This window comes from Lacipirellulaceae bacterium (assembly GCA_040218535.1).
Taxonomy (GTDB): domain Bacteria; phylum Planctomycetota; class Planctomycetia; order Pirellulales; family Lacipirellulaceae; genus Adhaeretor.
Genome location: JAVJRG010000005.1, coordinates 1338216 through 1358306, shown reverse-complemented (window position 1 = coordinate 1358306; position 20091 = coordinate 1338216). Strand labels below are relative to the sequence as shown.

Below are 20091 nucleotides of genomic sequence, written 5' to 3'. Positions count from 1 at the left end.
GAATATGAATTCTTCACGCAGGCTCTTTTCGAGCCTTCTGGTAATGATGATCGGTCTGACCGCACTCTCGCACCTGGTCGCCGAGGACACCCCTGACTTCCCCGCGGCGAAAAAGCTCATGCAGGATGGCAATTACAAGGAAGCGCTCGCGGCATTTCGCAAGAACACCTTGAGCAACAAGTCGGGCACCGACGCCCAATTTCGACAAGCCCAGTCGCGACAAATTGTCGAGGCCTTCAACGATGCCCTCCGCTGCTACCGAGAGCTGAACCAAACCCACGAGATTGACTCCTATCGCGAAGCGGTCGCCAAGCAGCATCAAGAAGACTGGCGTGTTCTCGCTGCCGTGGCGGAGAGCTATCGGTGGGTCGAGCACTACGGCTACATGATCGCCGGCGAGTTCCGCCGAGGGCAACACCGGGGCGGCGGACGGTGGATGAACGCCCAGCAGCGCGACCGCGTCCGCCAGTTGCAACTCTATGGGCAAGCGCTGGAACGGCTGAAGGCTAGCGACGACGCTGAGCAGGCCCAAGGTCAGCAGGAGGGCCTGCTATTCATCCAGCGTTATGCCGAGGCGATGATGCCACCCCAACGCTGGCGGATGCAACAACTGACTGATCTGGGAACGTTGCCCGACTATGAACAAGGCTACTATGGCTACGGCAACAGCGGCGACGCCCCCGTCGACGCCGCAGGAGAGCCGCTGTACTACGACGAGCCCGAAAGCTGGGAGGCAGCCAAGAACGACGGTGAGCGTTGGCGGTGGTTGCTTGCAGAAAGAGTCCGCTGGGCACCGCTGACTGCCGGTGATGTCCTGCTTGAGCGTGCGGCATTCCTGCAATCGCAATTTGGGGTGCAGACGATGGCCCGCTACGGCTGGTTTGGGCGTGGACAAGACGCGGACACCGTGAAAGGGACCTACGCCCTACACACACTGGCTGAGAATGAAACGATCGCGCAACTCGCCACGGGCGTAAAGCGTTTCGAGCTGCCGGAAGAGCACAACCACGTTGCTCTTTATCGAAAGGTCATGGAACTGGATGCGGAGCATCGTGGCGGCAACTATGCTTCCGCAGCAGACGCCCTCGCGGACGTTTTCTCTAATCGTCGGCAATACTCCGAAGCGGCCAAGTTGCTGAAAGTGTTGGCCGAGCAGGCGCAGCCACAACCGCGCAACCACTATCGCGACAAGTACGAGCAAATCGTCAAACCGTGGGGACGGTTTGGTTACACCGTGATGCAACCCGCCGGAAAAGGCGCGACTCTTGAGCTTCGCTTCCGTAATGGTGAGCAGGTGGAGTTCACCGCCCACAAGCTGAACGTCAAACAGCTTCTCAACGATGTCAAGCAACACCTCAAGAGCAACCCACGCGAACTCGATTGGAATCAAATACAGCTCGGCAATCTGGGCTATCGCATCGTCGAAGAGAATCAGAAGAAGTACCTCGGCGAGGAGGTGGCTCGCTGGTCGGTTGACCTCAAGCCGCGCGACAACCATTTCGACAAACTGGAACGCATCTCCACTCCTCTCTCGAAAGCCGGGGCCTATTTCGTCACCGCCAAGATGCGCGATGGCAACGAGGACCGCGTGATCGTTTGGCTGACCGATACGGCGATCGTGAAGAAGCCGCTGGAGGGAAAAGCTCTCTACTACGTTGCCGATTCCGTCACCGGCAAGCCACTTCCCAAGATGAACGTTGAGTTCTTCGGCTATTGGCATCGACGCATCAAGAGTGGTCGCCGGGTCACTGACATCAAACAATTCGCCGAGTTCACCAATGAGCATGGCATGGTCGAATTGCCCGCCGATGGGAACCGGAACAACTATCAATGGATAGCCACGGCAACGGATGACACAGAGAAAGCTGGCGTGGGCCGCTTCGCCTACCTTGGCTACAGCGGAATTTGGCGGGCCAACTACCATGACCAGCAATACAAACAAGTCAAAGTTCTGGCGATTACGGACCGGCCCGTTTACCGGCCCGGCCACAAGGTGCAGTTCAAGTTCTGGGTGAGGAACGCGCAGTACGACAAAGAGGTCGAGGGCGGAAAAAAGGACGGTGTCGAACAACCCTCTCGCTTCGCGAATCAGAGCTTCCAAATTGAAATCCGAAATCCCAAAGGCGAGAAAGTTTACACCGGGCAAGCTACCGCCGACGCTTACGGAGGCTTAGTCGGCGAGTGGACGCTTCCTGACGATGCCACCCTCGGCCAGTACAACTTGATGGTCGTCAATCACGGCGGCGGCACTTTTCGTGTCGAGGAGTATAAGAAGCCTGAATACGAGGTGACCATCGAAGCGCCGGCGGAGCCCGTCTCGCTTGGCGAGAAAGTCACTGCGAAGATCAACGCGAAGTACTACTTCGGCTCCCCCGTCACCAATGCCACGGTGAAACTGAAAGTCACCCGGAGTGATTACGATCAGCAGTGGTACCCCGAATCGCGTTGGGACTGGCTTTACGGCCGCGGATACTGGTGGTTCACGCCCGACTATCACTGGTACCCAGGCTGGGCGCGGTGGGGTTGCGGACGTCCTTGGCCTTGGTGGGTCTGGCGGCAGCCGACGCCGCCGGAGTTGCTCATCGAGCGCGAAGCTCAGATTGGTGAAGACGGCACGCTCCAAGTCGACATCGACACGGCCCTGGCCAAAGAATTCCACTCCGACACCGACCACCGCTACGAGATCACCGCGGAGGTCGTCGACGAGTCACGGCGTACCGTGGTTGCCAAAGGTGAGGTACTCGTCGCCCGTCAACCGTTCCAAGTCTTCCTTTGGGCCCACCGCGGTTTCTACCGTTCGGGCGATACGATCGAGGTGAGTGCCGCAGCACGCACACTCGACGGCAAGCCGGTGGCCGGCGAAGGCAAGCTGCGCCTCTTGCGAATTGCCTACGAAGAGGGAAAACCTGTCGAAAACGAGGTCGCCACTTGGGACCTGGCGAGTGACGAGCAAGGACGTGCCAGCCTGCAGATCGCCGCGTCAGAGCCCGGTCAGTACCGCCTCGCTTACGAAGTGACGGGCGCGGACGGTAAGTCGAATGAAGGGGCCCAGATCCTCACCATTCGAGGTGACAACTTCGACAGCGGCGATTTTCAGTTCAACGACGTTGAGATCGTCACCAACAAAAAGGACTACGCCCCCGGCGAGGTGGTCGAGCTACAGATCAGTACCAACAAAGCCGGCGCTGCCGTCTTGCTGTTCTTGCGTCCCTCAAATGGTGTTTACTTGCCGCCGAAGCTCGTCACCATGCGCGGCAAGAGCAATATGGTGAAAGTCCCCGTGACGGCCAAAGACATGCCGAACTTTTTCGTCGAAGCGGTCACCGTTCATGGCGGACGAATGCATGAGACGGTCCGCGAGATTTATGTCCCGCCCGCTGACCGTGTGATCAACGTGGAGGTTGTCCCCTCGGCTGAAACCTTCAAGCCTGGGCAAAAAGCGAAGGTGCAACTGAAACTGACGGACACCCAGGGCAACGCATTCGTCGGCAGCACGGTGCTTGCCGTCTACGACAAGAGCTTGGAATACATCTCCGGCGGAACCAACGTGCCGGAGATTAAGGAGTTCTTCTGGAAATGGCGACGAAGTCATCGTCCTCAAAGCGAAACCAACTTAGGCCGCTACGAGTCACCCATCGCGAAGCGCAAAGAAATCCGCATGGGTAATCTCGGCGTGTTCGGTGAGAGCATCGTTGATCTTATCGTATCCACCGTTGATGGCGAGAGCTGGCAGGAAGGACAAGCAGGCGAATTCGGTGGACGTGGCGGCGGCTTCGGTGGCGGTGGTGGTTTTTACGGAGGAAGACTTAGCAAATCCTCACGTGCCAGGTCCTTGGAAATGGACGACGCGATGCCAATGGCAGCAGCCGCACCCATGGATGAGTCACGCGTAGATAGTTTCTCGCGCTCAGGTGAAGACAGTAGCGGCCGCGATCAGTCGAGTGATGAGACTTATTTGGTTGCCCCAACCGTTCGCGAGAACTTCGCCGACACCGCCTTTTGGAATGCAGCCTTGGAGACCAACTCCGACGGTCTTACCGAGGTGGAGTTCGACATGCCAGAAAACCTCACGGCTTGGAAAGTCGCTGTGTGGGGCATGGGGCACGGCACGCGGGTTGGGCAATCTTCTGCGGAAGTCGTCACGCGGAAGAACCTCATCCTTCGCTTGCAAGCTCCAAGATTCTTTATCCAAAAGGACGAGGTTGTCCTCTCAGCGAACGTCCACAACTATCTATCCGAGTCGAAAGAGGTGCGTGTGAAGTTGGAGCTTGAGGGAGGCGTGTTGGAAGGTCCGAAAAATCTGGAAACGATGGTCGAGATTCCCGCCGATGGCGAGAAACGTGTCGATTGGCGTGTAAAGGTCATCGGCGAAGGAACTGCCGTCGTTCGCATGAGTGCGCTCACCGACGAAGAGTCTGACGCGATGCAGATGAGCTTCCCGGCTTACGTGCATGGGATGCTCAAGACGGAATCTTTCACCGGCGTCATCAAACCCGATGAGAACAGTGGAGAGTTCACTTTCACCGTGCCCGCCGAGCGACGACCCGAGCAAACTCGTTTCGAGCTGCGTTACACACCCACACTCGCTGGTGCCATGGTTGATGCCCTGCCCTACTTGGCTGATTACCCCTACGGCTGCACGGAACAAACACTCAACCGCTTCCTGCCGACGGTGCTCACGCAGCAAACGCTCATCCGCATGGGCGTTGACCTAGCGGACATCGAGAAGAAACGCACCAACCTGAACGCCCAAGAAATCGGCGATGACGTCGAGCGTGCAAAGGAATGGCAAAGATTTGACCGCAACCCGGTGTTCGACGACGCGGAACTCAACAAGATGGTCAAAGCGGGCGTGAACCGGCTGACGGAAATGCAACTCTCCGACGGTGGCTGGGGTTGGTTCAGCGGTTGGGGCGAGCACAGCTCACCGCACACCACGGCGACCGTTGTCCGCGGGCTCTTGGTCGCCCAGCGGAATGATGTAGCCATCGTTCCGGGCGTGATTGACCGAGGCGTCCAGTGGCTCGAACGGTACCAGCAACAGGAACTGGCGAAGCTGGACAATTGGGATCGAGAGAAGGACAAAGCCCGCGATGTAGAGAAAGCCGCGAAGCGGCGAGCCGACAACTTGGACGCACTCGTGTATTTGGTTCTTGCCGAGAACAAGAAGAAAAACGCCAGCATGCGTGACTACTTGTACCAAGATCGCACGACGCTCGCCGTTTACTCCAAAGCCGTGTTCGGTTTGGCCCTGAAGCTGCAAGGCGAAGAAGAGAAACTGGCGATGGTCATGCAAAACCTCAGCCAGTACGTCAAACAGGACGACGAAAACCAGACCGCATGGCTCGACTTGCCCGGAGGCTACTGGTGGTATTGGTACGGAAGCGAGTACGAAGCTCAGGCCTACTACCTGAAGCTATTGGTCGCTGAGAATCCTGAAAGCGAAGTTGCGCCGCGGCTCGTGAAGTACCTTCTCAACAATCGCAAACACGCCACCTACTGGAATAGCACGCGGGACACGGCATTGGTTGTCGAGGCCTTCGCTGATTACCTGGCCGCCACCAAGGAAGGGCAAGGTGAAGTTGAGCTTGAAGTTCTGATTGACGGTGAGCTGAAGAAAACCGTCACCATCAATTCAGAGAATCTCTTCACCTTTGACAACAAGCTGGTACTCGAAGGCGAAGGGCCCGAAGGTAATGGGCTCGACACCGGGAAGCATACCGTCCAGTTCCGCAAGCGCGGCGAGGGACCGATCTACTGGAACGGTTACCTGACGAATTTCACCCTGAAAGACCCTATCGAAGCCGCCGGCTTAGAAGTCAAGGTCAAGCGAAACTACTACAAGCTGGTGCCTGTGAAGAAGGAGATCGACGTGGCAGGCAATCGAGGTCAAGCGGTTAGCCAGCGGGTCGAAAAGTACGACCGTCAGCCGATCGTCAATCTCGAAGAACTGACCAGCGGCGACCTTGTCGAGGTCGAGTTGGTTGTTGAAAGCAAGAACGACTACGAGTACTTAATGCTCGAAGACCGTAAGCCGGCCGGTTGCGAGGCGCTCGAAGTCCGCAGCGGCTACAACGGCAACGACCTAGGTGCCTACGTTGAGTACCGTGACGATCGCGTGAACTTGTTCGTTCGTCGCCTGGCTCGCGGGAAGCATAGCGTCAGCTACCGCCTGCGAGCGGAAATCCCCGGCAAATTCAGTGCGTTGCCAACCGAGGTTTCCGCCATGTACGCACCTGAGTTGAAAGCGAACTCAGACGAATTCAAGCTGAGGATTAGCGATTAGTTCGCATTTCGAGATCACTCACGTAGTAGCGATGACTGGCGGCTTGTGAAGTCACTGGTTCAAGGAGTAAACTGCGTGCTAGCACTCACGTTATCGAAAGGATTCTACTCGAATGCCCACTGTCGCCGAAGAACAGATTCTCGTTGTCCCAACCTCCAAGTTTCATAATTTGGGGCACTTTCAGGGTTTTTCAAACGATCTCGACCGCTACCTGCCGGCCCTGCTCGAGGGAGATGATCTCTCCTATCGCCCTCGTGGTGAAATGGAAGAGGACCCCAGTTTCAAGCAATTGATTCCTTACGTAGTGTTCCAGTTCACCAATACTGACGGCGTGAAGCAGGTGTTTCAGTATGCCCGTGGTGGCAGTGGAGGCGAGAAGCGTTTGCATGCCAAACGGAGCGTTGGCGTAGGCGGTCATATCTCCTCAGACGATGCCTCAGCAGCCAGTCCCCAATCAAACAGCGCTGACGACGTTTATCGCGAGGGCATGCGTCGCGAACTGGAAGAAGAGATCGATATCAATACTGCCTACCGCGAAACTTGCGTCGGCCTCATCAACGACGACGAAACAGAGGTCGGCAAGGTCCACCTGGGCGTGGTGCACCTCTGCGAAGTCGATTCGCCACAAGTCGCCCAGCGTGAGGAAGACCTCCGCGATGCGGGCTTCAAGCCTGTGCCAGAACTGCTTGCTCAGATCGAGCAGTTTGAATCGTGGTCGCAGATCGTGCTGGAAGCGTTGTACCAATAGACAAAGCGGCTAAACCGCAAGCGGACATTCGTGATTCTGCTTAGAATAGCGATATGGCCCTCGAACTTCCCGTCTATCTCGACAATCACGCGACCACGCGAGTCGATCCGCGCGTCGTCGAAGCGATGCTGCCTTACTTCACGGAGGATTACGGCAACGCAAATAGCGAGATCCACAGTTTCGGCGGCGCGGCGGAGCAAGCCGTCGAATCGTCACGGGCTGTCATCGCGGAAAGCATCGGGGCCACTCCTGAAGAAATCGTCTTCACCAGCGGGGCCACAGAGAGCAACAATCTAGCAATCCGAGGCATCGCGGAACATCGCCGTCAACGGGCGAAGCAGATTATCAGCGTGAAGACTGAACACGCAGCAGTGCTTGAGCCGCTGACACGGCTGGGCCGGATTGGCTTCCAAATCGAACTGCTGGACGTGGCCGCTCACGGGAAAGCGAATGCGGGCCAAGTCGATATGGAACAGCTCTTCGACGCCCTCAAGCAGGAGACCGCTCTCGTAAGCGTGATGCTGGCGAATAACGAGATCGGTGTCATTCAGCCGTTGGAAGAGATTGCTAGTCACTGTCACGAGCGAGAGGTCCCCTTCCACTGCGATGCGACTCAAGCCGTCGGAAAACTCCCCGTCGATGTAAATACGCTTGGCGTGGATCTGATGAGCTTTACCGCTCATAAGCTGCACGGCCCAAAAGGCGTCGGCGCGCTCTACGTCCGGCGGAAGCGCCCCGCCTTGCGACTTTCGCCGCAGATCTCGGGTGGCGGACAACAATCTGGAATCCGCAGCGGCACTCTGAACGTCGCGGGAATCGTCGGCTTTGCCAAAGCTGTGCAGCTAAGCCTCAGCGGGATGGCCCAAGAGTCGAAACGATTGGGCCAACTTCGTTCGCGTCTCGACAACCAACTACGTGAAGCACTGGGACCTAGCCAAGTAATTCTTTGCGGGCCTGACTGCCAGGCTGACGACGGGCGGGGGAATCCGCTGCGTTTGCCAGGCAACCTGAACGTGGCGTTTCCCGGGCTCGACGGGGAAGCCATCATGCTGGAAACGCCTGATCTGGCCGTCAGCTCGGGTGCCGCCTGTTCCTCCACCGATGGCTCGCCTAGCCACGTGTTGTTGGCGCTGGGCATGAGTGAAGACTTGGCGAGAAGCACGGTTCGCTTTGGGCTGGGGCGATTCAATACGGAGGAAGAAATTGACTTCGCCGCCAGCCAGATAATCACAGCGGTCACCCGCTTGAAGCAGCTATAGCAGGGGATTAGTCGCCAATCCCGACTTTCCCCAGTCGCTTCTTTGGTATATTCTTAAGGAAATGAAATCATCCCCAAACGAGCTCAACCAGTCCATTTTGATGGCCTGTTGCATACAATTCAGCCAACGAGATCCTGAACGAAGAGGTACCCGAAAATGAGCGTCATCGTCACAGAAAAAGCAGCTTCCGAAGTCAAGCGAATCATGGAGGACCAGAAAATGGACGAAGGCTCGTTCCTACGGGTCGGAGTCACCGGCGGTGGTTGCAGCGGCTTTAGCTACGCCCTCGGCTTCGATAAGAGCGAAAACTACGACGCAGCCGCAGACTCAAAGATGGACTTCCATGGGATTCCAGTTGTTGTTGATAAAAAGAGCGCTTTGTACTTAGACGGAACTACCGTTGATTTCTACGAAGGCATCGACAAGCGCGGTTTCACCTTCGACAATCCCAATGCCGTAAAGAGCTGCGGATGCGGTAGCTCGTTCCAGGCATAGGCCGCTAAAGAATCATCTAACGAACTTCGAACTAGCCAGCTTGCCCCGTGCATGCTGGCTTTTTTTATCCTGGGAAGAGGCCAACTAGCCCAATACTCTCGACACATTCGGAGTAACCGTTAAATCACTTACGAGTGATCCAAACCGAAAAGCAGTTGAGCCCTAGGGCTGATTCTCGGCGATCACGTCCGATTCTGACGGCGAGCCAAGCCCTTGCGACATAGGCTTCTAATATGCTGTGACGCTTCGTCCTTGAAGCGATCTCCATATATCAAACTCGATCACCAGAAAAACCATGCTGACTCACCTACGTCGCTTCCTCTGGGAGGAAGACGGCCCGACGGCCGTAGAATACGCTGTTCTGCTTGCGCTCATCGTGATCGTTTGTATTGGAGCCGTAAATACGCTCGCCAACAGCACGGCGGACAGCTTCGATCATTCGGCAACTCAGCTCACTACTGCGTTTGGTTCGTAGGAACGAGTGGCTAATTCAGTCTCATGGGAGACTCACCCCTCGTGAGTGCGGGAAGTCGCAACCAATTGTCCGTTCTACGCAATTATCGCTAATGAGTCGCTCAAAAGCATCCGATGGATAGTTCCGTGCTGATGATGATTCCATCGTGACAGACTGCAAGAACGCTTGGGGCAGCATTGACCGAACACCATTGATTGACACCGTACACGGCTCTCCTCGATCCCGATTGAGTTACCTGCCCCAACTCTAAGAATCTCGGGGAGGGCCTTTATCCATGCTTGCTTACTGGGTGCCCGAAAGCTTACGCTTCTCGGCTCTGAATACATGATGCCTGTTCACTCAAACGATCAGCATCGCGTCGCCGTAGCTGTAGAAGCGATATCTTTCCGCGACAGCCCGCTCGTAGGCTTCGCGGATTAGTTCCGATCCTCCGAACGCTTGAACGAGCAGCAGCAGCGTGGTGCGTGGGAAGTGGAAATTGGTCAGCAACGCATCGACGAGCTTGTACTCGTAGGGGGGGCGAATGTAGAGGTTGGTGTCGCCCTGCCACGGTTTGATCAATTCGCTTAAAGTCTCCTGCTGAGCGGCTGCGACGCTTTCCAACACGCGTGTGGAGGTCGTCCCCACCGAGATCACCCTGCCCTGCTTTTCGCGTGTCGCCTGGATCTCCTTGGCTGCCGTTTCGCTTAGGTCGCCCCATTCAGCGTGCATCTCATGGTCAGCCGGGTCGTCGGTCGAGATGGGCTTGAAGGTTCCCATGCCCACGTGCAGGGTGATTGCCGAAGACTGAACCCCGTGCTGCTCTAAAGCTTGCAGTAATTCTTTCGTAAAATGCAAACCTGCCGTTGGAGCGGCAACAGCTCCTGGGCGTCGGGCGAAGACGGTCTGATATCTGAGGACATCATCGTCCACCATCGCACCACCGCGGATATAGGGAGGCAGCGGCACCCTTCCCACTTTTGCTAGCAGTTCGCTGGTTGTCGTCTCGCTCTCCGGCTTCGCGAGCCACTCCCCTGCTCCCGCTCTCTGCACGAGCCACAATTTGGCCGTCTCACGTCCGTCACGGTCTAGCAGCATAACGGGCTCAGGTTCCTTGAGTTTTCCACGGGTCTTACAGACGATCCTCCACTCGCCTGAGTCCGTTTCTCCCAGAAAAAGTCCCTGCCAACGCCCGCCAGTCTCGATCCGAACCCCCCGCAACTGGGCCGGGATGACCTTCGTGTCGTTGAACACCAAGCGATCGCCAGCCTGAAGCAGTTCCGGCAAGTCGCGAATGTGGAAATGCTCGATGCTCTCTCGCTTTCGATCAATCAGCATCAGACGCGCATCAATTCGGTTCTGCGGCGGCTCCTGAGCGATCAGCTCAGCGGGGAGGTCATAGTCGATCCAGGTCTCTTCCATAGTTACTCGTGCTGGTAATTGGTGTGTCAAAAGGCAGCGTTTCGCCGCGGTGCTTGCAACGTGATCTTACGAAAACCGCAACAACTATTTCTGACAAAATAGGAGCCAAAGAAAATGAAGATTCGGCCAATTCGCTCGAAGTCGTTACCTGCTCATTAGATAAAACGAGCGGCTGTGGAATCGCGTGAAAACGTCGTGTTGACTCCCCGGTAACGATCCGTATGTTGGGGTTCTGTGGGGAACAGTGGGGCGTTTTGGGGCAGAGTTCCTGAATTCGGATTAATCATGCTAATAACAGGGAATTACCGCCGAACTCTGGACGAGAAACAGCGTCTCGCTCTCCCTAAACCATTACGAATCAATAACTTAACAGACCAGCCCCTGTACGTCACTCCCGGGCTAGATGGCTGTATTGCCGTGTATCCGGAGCCAGCTTTCGCGGCACTGGCTGAGAAACTCGACCAAGGCTCACCAGCAGCTCGCGAGGTGCGAGATTACAGCCGCCTTTTCTACTCCCAGGCTGCGTGTGTCGAGCTCGATAAGCAGAGTCGGCTACGTATCCCCGCCGAGCTCCTGCAATGGGCCGAGGCGACTGACGAAGTTATCGTTGTCGGCGTGCGAGACCATTTCGAGATTTGGGCTCTCGAACGCTGGGAGGAGTTTGTCGCCAGCCGTGACCAGCAGTACGAAGACCTGGCGGTAACCGCGTTCGCTCAAGGCTCAACGACCTTGCCGAGCGTGCAACCTACAACCAATAAGAGTCCACAAGAATTTACAACTCAGCCGAAGTAAGGCTGAGCGACTAGCAGCAAGCCCCCCTGGATTCACACCCTGGAGACACTTCCTCTTATCCCGCCATTGCTAGTTTTCGTTCTGCTCACAGCATCCGACTCGGCCACAGTCTGATGTCCTCCTGAGGAGAACCTTTATGGGGCGACTCGACTTATGGATATCTTGAGAGTCTCCCCGCTGTAGTGCGACGTTGCGAAAGCACCGTCCGCAGGCCAGCCGACCTCACCCCCGGAGCGACAAGGACCGTCAGCTCCGGCTGAGGCGTCGGTTATGATAGATTCAGGTACGCACCGCTGTTGCTTGCGTTCCAATACTGGCGATCCCCGACCTGAATGCCCCCAACCACCTGCCACATCCCCGTTCTCACCGACGAAGTTGTCGCCGGACTTGCGCCTCAGCCTGGCAAGCTGTTGATCGACGGCACCTACGGTGGTGGTGGGCATACGATGCTGCTGGCTCAGGCGGTTGAGCCGGGCGGAAAGGTGATAGCCTTGGATCGCGATCCTCTCGCTCTGCAACGACGACCCAACGGCATCGACGAGTTTCCGGTCCAGTTCGCCGTGGGTAACTACTGTGACATACCAGAGTATCTTCGCGAAAAGGATATCTCAGGCGTTGATGGCATCCTCCTCGATCTCGGCCTCTCCAGCGATCAATTGGCCGATGAAGAGCGGGGCTTCAGCTTTCAAGCCGATGGGCCGCTTGATTTACGGTTCAATACTGAGGAGGGAGAGCCTGCGTGGAAGTTACTCGCACGACTGCGCGAGGAACCACTTGCGGATTTGATTTACGACTACGGCGAAGAACGCTTTAGTCGTCGAATTGCGAAGAAGATTATCGAGCGGCGAGAGGAGAATCCGATCCGCACGGCAAGTGAACTGGCCGAACTCGTCCGCAACTGCATCCCCAAGAACGTGAAGAGCAACATTGATCCGGCAACGCGTACCTTTCAAGCTTTGCGGATTGCAGTGAATGAAGAGCTTGACGCCTTGAGAATCGCCCTCCGTGACCTGCCAAATTGCCTAAATCCGGGTGGTAGGCTGGCAATTATTAGCTTCCACTCGCTTGAGGATCGTATGGTAAAGTGGGCCTTTCGCGATGATGAGCGACTTGAGGTGATCACCAAACGGCCCGTTGAAGCGACCGAGGCAGAACTTGCCGTGAACCCACGGGCGAGAAGTGCCAAGTTAAGAGTTTCCCAGCGAGTCCAATAATCGAGAACAAGATGAGCGAATCAATCACTCAAGATGACGACTTGGAAATCGTCGAAATCCCTCGCCGCGATGCGGTTTGGGGCTTGAGCCTTCTAGGCATCTTGGCTGCAGCCTTCATCGGAACGATCGGTTACCGAATGAGCGGTCGCTCAACAGGTCCAACCGTTCTTCCAACTCCTCAGATCGCTTCCACCCCCTCAGAGGTGAGCGCAGGTACATTGGCGGCGAGCCCAACTGAGGTCGAAGGCGAGCAAGTCACCGCAGAATCGCTCTTTCAATCTGAAGACGTGCAAGAGGATTCCGAAGTCATGCCGGCAACGTTCGAAGCAAAGCAGTAATCAATCTGTAAGGAACAACTACTAGCGTCGAATGGGCTGTTGGCCGACAGGCGTTGGGCTGTAGACCCCCGGCATTGCCGCCTGCTGTGGGGCTGCTTGCTGAGGGTTGCTCGGCTGCTGCCCGTAGTTCGGAAGACCAGCGACCTGTTGCACGGGGGTGCCCGGCTGCTGCTGTACGGTGGGTACCGAGTAAGACCGTTCAGTGATGTGAGCCACCTGTGCTGGCTGCTGATATCGATTCTGCTGAGTCCCAGGCTGAGCCGCTCCCGGCTGCGGTGTCGCTACCCGAGGTGCCGACGGTTGAGTGCCATTGATCGAAGCCAGAAGATCACGAGCCGGTTGCATCTGCGGATCGAGTTTCGTTGCGATCGTCAGGTGCTGAGCAGCTTCGGCCTTGCGTCCTCGCTCGTTTAGCAAGTAGCCGATGTTGTATTGTGCAACCGCCGGAGGATTGACTGCGGACATGTGTGCCAGTGCGGGCTCAATCATATTCAACTCGATCAGCACTTTGGCAATGTTGTTCCGATACAAGGGTTTCGCTGGATCGAGCCGAACCGATTGGTCAAGAACATGAAGCGCTGTCTGGAGGTCCCCTCGGCGGGCGAAGCAGAGGCCCAGATCGTTGAGCGCGGTTGGATTATTCGGATGAGCAGCGGCAGCTTGCTGGTAAATCTGCAACGCTTCATCAAGTCGCCCTTCCCGATCCTCAAGGCGAGCAATGCCGAGTAGAGCATCCATGTTGTTCTTCTCGAGCTGGAGAGCACGCTCGTAAAGCTGGCGTGCCTGTGGAGTATTCCCTCCACGGTCGGCCATCTGCGCCATTGAAACGAACAGAGCCGGTGTTGGAGGGCCGGTTTCGTATCCCAGAGAGATTGGGTCCACTGCTTGCTTGGCTGGAGCCTTGCTTGCGAAAGGATTCGTTGTGAATGCGCTGGTCACCTTTTCGGTGAACGTGACCGGCTGAACCGCGCCAGCTTGCTGACTTCCAAGTGCCTGGGAAAGTGCTGACGGCTGTTGTTGGTTCCCACCAAAGCCAGCGAAGCCTCCAGGAGGTTGATTCCCGGTGCTGGTGCAGCCAACAGTCAAGCCCGCTAAGGCAACAACGCTCAAGGAAAGCTTACGCACAACAATTTCCCCCCACCCCGAAATAAGACTCAGTGAAAAGTGAGGCAATCGATAACCTAGTCGATGCCACTGCAAGGGGTTGCGACTGCAAACCCTTCGGTGTCTCTTGTTTTAAACGAACTTAGTTTGATCCCGTACCCGCGGTTGCCGCTGGGAGCACGGGAGCTGGCTGTGCTTCGCGGAAGCCAACAAAGGTGGCATCAACACGCGACGCGGGATGTTCATACTCTTGGATTGCGGTCTCATTGATCTGTGCTTGCTCGCCGGTTGTATTCAGGTTCGCAGCGAACTCTTGGAGCGACTGGACTCGCTCGGCGGTCTTCTCTTCCGTGTTCGTCTGCTGCACGAAGAGGTTACGACGATGCATTGGAGCTTGCGTCAAAGTCCACGACGCCTTCAATCGGCCGGCTTCGGTCAGCTCTTGGGTTTCAGGATTGAAATGGTACTGCCCCATCAGGTTCTGGCGTCGCCAACCGTTGTTCACCATGCCAGCGAACGGAGCGTTCACGCCACAGCGAGCTGCTGCGATGTACTGCGAGGGCCAGATATTATTGGCCATGTAGGACTGCTTAAACGTGTAGTGTTGCGTCACGCTGCAATTGCCACATTGAGCTTTGGCCATCGAACCGAACGAAACAACGAGGGCAAAAGCAAGAAAGGCTTGCGTCTTCATAACGGCTGAGTCCTAACGAGGCTTGCGGGTCAACAAAGCGGCGACGAGACGGCGCGTGGACGCCGTATCTGCCCATCATGGGCCTTACCGTCGTTAGTATCGGCGCGACCGCGCTCGGGGCTGCCCAACTTCTGGAGCAACCGGCAGGGTGGACCCAGATTGCCCACATTTCGCTAGCACTTGAGGGCGGGGCTACCCGACGGCTTACGCTTGTCGGCTCAGGGAGAGCACTGCTAGCCGTTCATTGAGGGGAATAGCTCGTTGATCATCGTGATCGCGGCAGGGCCCACGAGGACCACGAAAATGGCCGGGAAAATGAAGATCACCAGCGGGAAGATCAGCTTCACCGCAGTTTTGGCGGCCTTCTCTTCGGCCATTTGGCTCCGTTTGGTCCGCATGGAGTCGCTCTGCACCCGGAGTGCCTGGGCAACGCTCGAACCGAACTTGTCCGCCTGAATCAGGATCGCGGCGAGGGCCTTCAGATCGTCCACGCCGGTACGCGAGCCGAGTTCATGAAGCACGTCATTACGAGCCCGCCCCATTTGCAACTGGAAGTTGCTGAGTGCGAACTCCTCGGAAATCACCTTGTAGCTCTTCTGCATTTCCTCAGCGACCTTACGCATTGCCTGGTCGAGACCAAGCCCCGCTTCGACACAAACAACCATCAGGTCGAGAGCGTCGGGAAGGCCGTAAAAGATATTGTCTTGTCGACTTTTGCGAACGAGGAACAGGCCCACTTCAGGCAAGTAAAAGCAGACGCCAGCGATCATGCCCGCGTAAGTGAGCGAGTCGATCGTGAAGCCCTTGGTAATGCAGATCACGCCGCCGCCGATGACGAAACCGGCAATTAGGCCGGCAACTTTCAGTGACCAGTAAACCTGTGGGGCAACTTCGCTGCGGAAACCGGCGGTGTTCAGCTTTTCGCGAGCCTTGCTGACTTCTTCTTCTGTCTTGGGCTGCAAGGGTTTGGCAAGTGCGGGGGCAACGTTCTCGAGCGCCTTACTCATACCGCCCTTCTTTGCACCGCTAAGCTTATCACCGCGGCGCGAGTTGGGCTCGCGGTACTCATCAAGCCGCTCCTCTGCGCGTGGCTTGTGGCGTGCAAAGAAGTCGAGCAAGCACCACGCACCTGCGGCGGCAGCACCGAAGATAGCGAAGATGGTAACTGTTTTGGAGCTTATGACTCCGGCGAGGAGTATCGTCATGTCAGACTCGGATGTTAACAATCTTGCGAATTACTATTGCTCCGAAGAGCTGCATCAGGATTCCACCGATGAGCATCTTTTTGCCCAGGTCGTCGGTAAAGAGCACCATCAGGTATTCAGGGTTAAGGCGGTATACGGCAACGAACAGCATTGGCGGCAACGCCAGAAGCACAATGCCTGAGAGACGCCCCTCACCGGTCAAAGCTTGGACCTGCCCCCAAATCTTGAATCGCTCGCGAATCAGCCGGCCGATTTTGTCGAGGATCTCAGCAAGGTCACCACCGGTCTGTCGCTGGAGAACAACGGCGGTGACGAAGAACTTCAAGTCAAGGTTAGGAACACGTTCGCAGAGGTTCTCAAGGGCCTCTTCAAATGGAATACCGAGGTTTTGCTCTTCGAAGACGGTTCCGAATTCCGAGGCGATCGGGTCGGAGGCTTCCGAGGAAACCAAGCGGAAACCGGCTGCCAAACTATGGCCAGCACGCAACGCACGTGCCACCAATTCAAGGGCATCAGGCAGTTGGGCGGCGAACTTCTTCATGCGGCGCTTGCGACGGAACATGAGCCAGAACAACGGCAAGGTCGCGAAACAAAAGCCAACAATCGGAGCGAGACCGAGATTCAGTCCAGCAAAGCCGACTAGGAAACCGGCTCCCGCACCAATCGCTGCTGACACCGCGAGAAACGAAGTCACGCTCATTGTGACGTCCGCTTGTTCAAACAAACGCGGGAGATTGAAGGTCCTCGAGAAGAACTCTTCAACGATCCCCTTACCTTGACCACGCTGTTCGGCGATTAACTTCGCAACTTCCGAAAGGCTGCCCGCATCTTTTTCGTTCTTGCCGGTCAGCGAGCTGAGCCGATCTTCCATTTGCGAGACCTCACGGTCACGCAACATCATCGCAACCGCGACGAAGATCAGTGTCACGAAGACGAACACCAGGGCAATGATGACGTAGGTGGGTAGCATGATTGTCTCGGGGAAATAACTGTTCTCTGTTGGCAGGTAGCTGCTGGCTAAGCCGCAGACTCTAGTCTTGTCATAAAAGGCCCACCGGGGTCCCCCTCCAGTTCCCCCGGCAGGCAATCGTTATTCGTTTTAGTCTCTTAGCATGACACGTTCGCGGAAGGCACTTGCTGGGAGGCGAACGCCGTTGGACTCCATCCGTGGGATGAATGTCGGACGGACGCCCGTTGAGATGAAGTTACCAACCGCACGACTATTCTCATCCACGCCCTCTTGGACATACTTGAATATGTCCTGCATGATGATCGTGTCTTGTTCCATACCCATCACTTCGGTAATGGCGGTTACTTTACGCGGCCCGCCAGAGAGTCGGTTGACTTGAACGATCAGGTCTACCGCACTGGAAATCTGCGAACGCATGGCACGCATGGGCATTTCAAAGCCGGCCATCATGATCATCGTTTCCAGACGAGCAATCGCATCGCGCGGCGTGTTGGCATGGCAGGTTGTGAGCGAGCCGTCGTGACCGGTGTTCATCGCCTGAAGCATGTCCAACGTTTCCGGTCCACGGCATTCGCCGATGATGATCCGGTCAGGACGCATACGCAGCGAGTTTCGCACCAGGTCCGTCGCCGAGATTCGGCCCTTCCCTTCAATATTCGGTGGGCGAGTTTCGAGACGAACGATGTGATCTTGCTGAAGCTGCAATTCGGCCGCATCTTCGATGGTGACAATACGATCGTCGTTGGAGATGAAGCTTGAAAGCGTGTTGAGCAGCGTCGTCTTACCGGAGCCAGTACCACCAGAGATGATAATGTTCAGCTTGCTCTTCATTGCTCCCTCGAGCAGCATCACCATCTCAGGCGTCATACTCTTGTAGTTGAGCAAGTCTTCGAGCTTGAGTGGATTGGAACCGAAACGGCGAATCGTCACGCTCGGTCCATCCAGGGCCAACGGTGGGATAATCGCGTTCACACGTGAACCGTCCGGCAAACGGGCGTCGACCATCGGGCAGACTTCGTCGACCCGTCGTCCCACTTTCGAGACGATGCGGTCGATGATCTGCATCAGGTGTTTATTATCGCGGAACTTGCAGTCTGCCTTTTCGAGCTTGCCACCATTTTCAACGAACACCGCTTTCGGGCCGTTGATCATGATTTCGCTAATCGCCGGCTCTTTCAGCAGCATTTCTAGTGGGCCAAGGCCAAAGGTTTCATCGAGAACCTCGTCAATCAGCTTGTCACGCTCGTTGCGATTCAGGAAGGTATCTTCGCTGTCGCAAAGGTGCTCGACCACCAACCGGATTTCACGACGAAGCACATCGCCCTGCAGATCATTCACGTGCGACATGTCGAGCTTGTCGACAAGCTTCGAGTGAATACGCTGCTTCAGCTTCTCAAACTCAGCAGCTCGATCTTCGCCAGCGTTGGGGAGGGGAGTCGAAAGCGTAGACATTTCAGATCTCTCTTCTCTGGGACTGAGGGGGGTTCTCGGTCTATTCCCTATTGAGGTCCCAGTTCCTAGGAACCTCGTCGGGGAATCTCGATACCGATTCGCAGACCGGCAAACTCAGGCACAACGAATAGATGTTGCGTCATGCAAACATAGCTCACATTTAGCAACGTTTGCCGTGCTTTTATGCGGTCCGGGCAAGTGCAGAGCAGCGCCTGCCGGTTATGACGGTTGCGCTAATCGAAGGTGGCAGAGAGAGAAAGAGAATGCCCTATAACGCGAGCTACGTCTCGCATGGAGAGTCCTCGCAGGGTTTCCGTGCGAGCCAATGCGAGGATTGCCGTGCTCGCGGGCTAGGAGAACTCACAGCTTGAAGCTATCGCTTCGGTAAGAAGTTGAGCCACCCACGGCCCTTGCTTTCGCCGGCTTCCTCTTCGACAGGCTCTTTCCCGCAGAGGGTATCTCCGAGGTCGCCAATCGCGCGGGTGATGTTTGCCTTCGGGGCATGCTCAATAAGCGGCACGCCATTGTTGCGGACCTCGACCATAATGCGATAGTCGTTCGGGATCTGCCAAAAGATGTCGCGTCCGAGTGTTTCCTGAGCTTTCTTCAGGCTAATTTGGCCGCTCTCCTGGCCGACACGATTCACCACAATCCGGACCTTGTCTCGTAGTTCCGCTTCGGCATCAAACGACATCATCAGCCGAACCACATTTCTCAAGCACGGCAGATCCAACTGGGTCAGCATCAGCACTTCGTCAGCTTGACGCAGAGCCAGTATGTCAAGTTCGCCAAAGCTCTTGGACGTGTCAATCACAATATGCGTGAAGGTCGATTTCAAAAGCCCAATCACCCGCAGCAAGTCATCGGCGGTGATGGAGCGAACGTCTTCGAGCTGAATCGGACGAGGCAACAGATGCACGCCTGACGAGTGCTTCGTCAGGGACTTTTTCAACAAGGTGAGATCTAAGCGGGCAACGTTCATTGCCACATCAGCGAGCGTGTATTCGGGGATCGCATCCAAGAAAACATCCGCGTCACCAAGTGCCAAATCAAGGTCGAGCAGCACGACAAGATTCTCTGGGTCAGCTGCTAAGGTACAACCCAGATTCACCGCCACACTTGTCGAGCCAACACCGCCCGTGGCACCGGCAACGGTGAAAATTTTGCAGCCTTCACTCTTGCCACCAGAAGTCGAACCACCAATGTGGTTCTTCACGCGACGAAGCGCGTTCGTAAGGTCTTCAGAGCTCAGCGGCTGGGTCAGGAACTCCTTCGCCCCGGCGCGCATCGACTTGAGGATAAGCTGTCCATCGGTCGATGCACTTGCGACCAGGACCGAACAGTCTGGTGCTTTCTCCAGCACCTCGCTGATTAGCAGCGTCGCACGCTCCGGATCGCTGTCCATCGCAATGAGCGCGATATCGGGCTTGGTTTGCTCGATAACATCAACGAAAAAGTCATACCGCGAGCACTCTGCTTCGAGCCAGATCGTGTCTAGTTCGAGCAATGTGTTTTTTAGTGTTTCTCGACTCCCGTCAGCGGGGTCGACAACAGCGATGCGGAGTACGTTTGCCATTCGATGATTCAGTTCGAGTCGCTAAGGAAGCAACCAGGCTATGCACCTGGATGCCCCTTCGCGGGGCCAGTAGCCGAGACTC

16 protein-coding genes are annotated in these 20091 nt (G+C 56.3%); 9 read left to right on the top strand and 7 right to left on the bottom strand.

Annotation, left to right across the window (positions count from 1 at the left end):
- Window positions 1–4 precede the first annotated feature (4 nt).
- From RIB44_05785 to RIB44_05765, 5 genes are all read left to right on the top strand, one after another.
- Entirely contained in the window at window positions 5–6286 is a 6282-nt protein-coding gene (locus tag RIB44_05785; protein MEQ8616085.1) for an MG2 domain-containing protein, read from the top strand.
- 112 nt (window positions 6287–6398) lie between these two features.
- Window positions 6399–7034: a phosphoesterase gene (locus RIB44_05780; GenBank protein MEQ8616084.1), complete on the top strand. Its 636-nt coding sequence runs from the start codon at window positions 6399–6401 to the stop codon at window positions 7032–7034.
- A 53-nt stretch (window positions 7035–7087) separates the two neighbouring features.
- Window positions 7088–8293, top strand: a complete 1206-nt coding sequence (locus RIB44_05775) for a cysteine desulfurase family protein (GenBank protein ID MEQ8616083.1) — start codon at window positions 7088–7090, stop codon at window positions 8291–8293.
- A gap of 156 nt (window positions 8294–8449) precedes the next feature.
- Window positions 8450–8788: an iron-sulfur cluster assembly accessory protein gene (locus RIB44_05770; protein ID MEQ8616082.1), complete on the top strand. Its 339-nt coding sequence runs from the start codon at window positions 8450–8452 to the stop codon at window positions 8786–8788.
- A 295-nt stretch (window positions 8789–9083) separates the two neighbouring features.
- Window positions 9084–9263, top strand: coding sequence for a Flp family type IVb pilin (locus tag RIB44_05765; protein ID MEQ8616081.1), 180 nt, complete (start codon window positions 9084–9086; stop codon window positions 9261–9263).
- Window positions 9264–9602: 339 nt separating this feature from the next.
- Here the strand turns inward: RIB44_05765 and queA are convergent, their stop codons facing one another.
- Entirely contained in the window at window positions 9603–10664 is a 1062-nt protein-coding gene (gene queA / locus RIB44_05760) for a tRNA preQ1(34) S-adenosylmethionine ribosyltransferase-isomerase QueA (protein ID MEQ8616080.1), read from the bottom strand.
- Between the two features lie 285 nt (window positions 10665–10949).
- On the opposite strand from queA, the gene RIB44_05755 reads away from it, so the two are divergent.
- From RIB44_05755 to RIB44_05745, 3 genes are all read left to right on the top strand, one after another.
- On the top strand, window positions 10950–11456 hold the full coding sequence (locus RIB44_05755; GenBank protein ID MEQ8616079.1) for a division/cell wall cluster transcriptional repressor MraZ: 507 nt from the start codon (window positions 10950–10952) through the stop codon (window positions 11454–11456).
- A 332-nt stretch (window positions 11457–11788) separates the two neighbouring features.
- A complete protein-coding gene (gene rsmH, locus RIB44_05750; protein ID MEQ8616078.1) occupies window positions 11789–12670 on the top strand; it encodes a 16S rRNA (cytosine(1402)-N(4))-methyltransferase RsmH in 882 nt (293 codons plus the stop codon).
- Window positions 12671–12681: 11 nt separating this feature from the next.
- Window positions 12682–13008, top strand: coding sequence for a hypothetical protein (locus RIB44_05745; protein ID MEQ8616077.1), 327 nt, complete (start codon window positions 12682–12684; stop codon window positions 13006–13008).
- 21 nt (window positions 13009–13029) lie between these two features.
- Here the strand turns inward: RIB44_05745 and RIB44_05740 are convergent, their stop codons facing one another.
- Complete coding sequence (locus tag RIB44_05740; GenBank protein ID MEQ8616076.1) at window positions 13030–14133, bottom strand: tetratricopeptide repeat protein; 1104 nt, start codon at window positions 14131–14133, stop codon at window positions 13030–13032.
- A 121-nt stretch (window positions 14134–14254) separates the two neighbouring features.
- Entirely contained in the window at window positions 14255–14806 is a 552-nt protein-coding gene (locus RIB44_05735; protein MEQ8616075.1) for a hypothetical protein, read from the bottom strand.
- Between the two features lie 77 nt (window positions 14807–14883).
- Here RIB44_05735 and RIB44_05730 point away from each other — a divergent pair, with 77 nt between their 5' ends.
- Window positions 14884–15054, top strand: coding sequence for a hypothetical protein (locus RIB44_05730; GenBank protein MEQ8616074.1), 171 nt, complete (start codon window positions 14884–14886; stop codon window positions 15052–15054).
- Here RIB44_05730 and RIB44_05725 read toward each other — a convergent pair.
- From RIB44_05725 to RIB44_05710, 4 genes are all read right to left on the bottom strand, one after another.
- A complete protein-coding gene (locus RIB44_05725) occupies window positions 15040–16011 on the bottom strand; it encodes a type II secretion system F family protein (protein ID MEQ8616073.1) in 972 nt (323 codons plus the stop codon). The two genes, RIB44_05730 and RIB44_05725, sit on opposite strands and share 15 nt — an antisense overlap.
- A 1-nt stretch (window position 16012) precedes the next feature.
- Window positions 16013–16981: a type II secretion system F family protein gene (locus RIB44_05720; GenBank protein ID MEQ8616072.1), complete on the bottom strand. Its 969-nt coding sequence runs from the start codon at window positions 16979–16981 to the stop codon at window positions 16013–16015.
- A gap of 129 nt (window positions 16982–17110) precedes the next feature.
- Entirely contained in the window at window positions 17111–18433 is a 1323-nt protein-coding gene (locus tag RIB44_05715) for a CpaF family protein (GenBank protein MEQ8616071.1), read from the bottom strand.
- A 373-nt stretch (window positions 18434–18806) separates the two neighbouring features.
- Complete coding sequence (locus RIB44_05710; GenBank protein MEQ8616070.1) at window positions 18807–20009, bottom strand: AAA family ATPase; 1203 nt, start codon at window positions 20007–20009, stop codon at window positions 18807–18809.
- Between the last annotated feature and the right edge of the window lie 82 nt (window positions 20010–20091).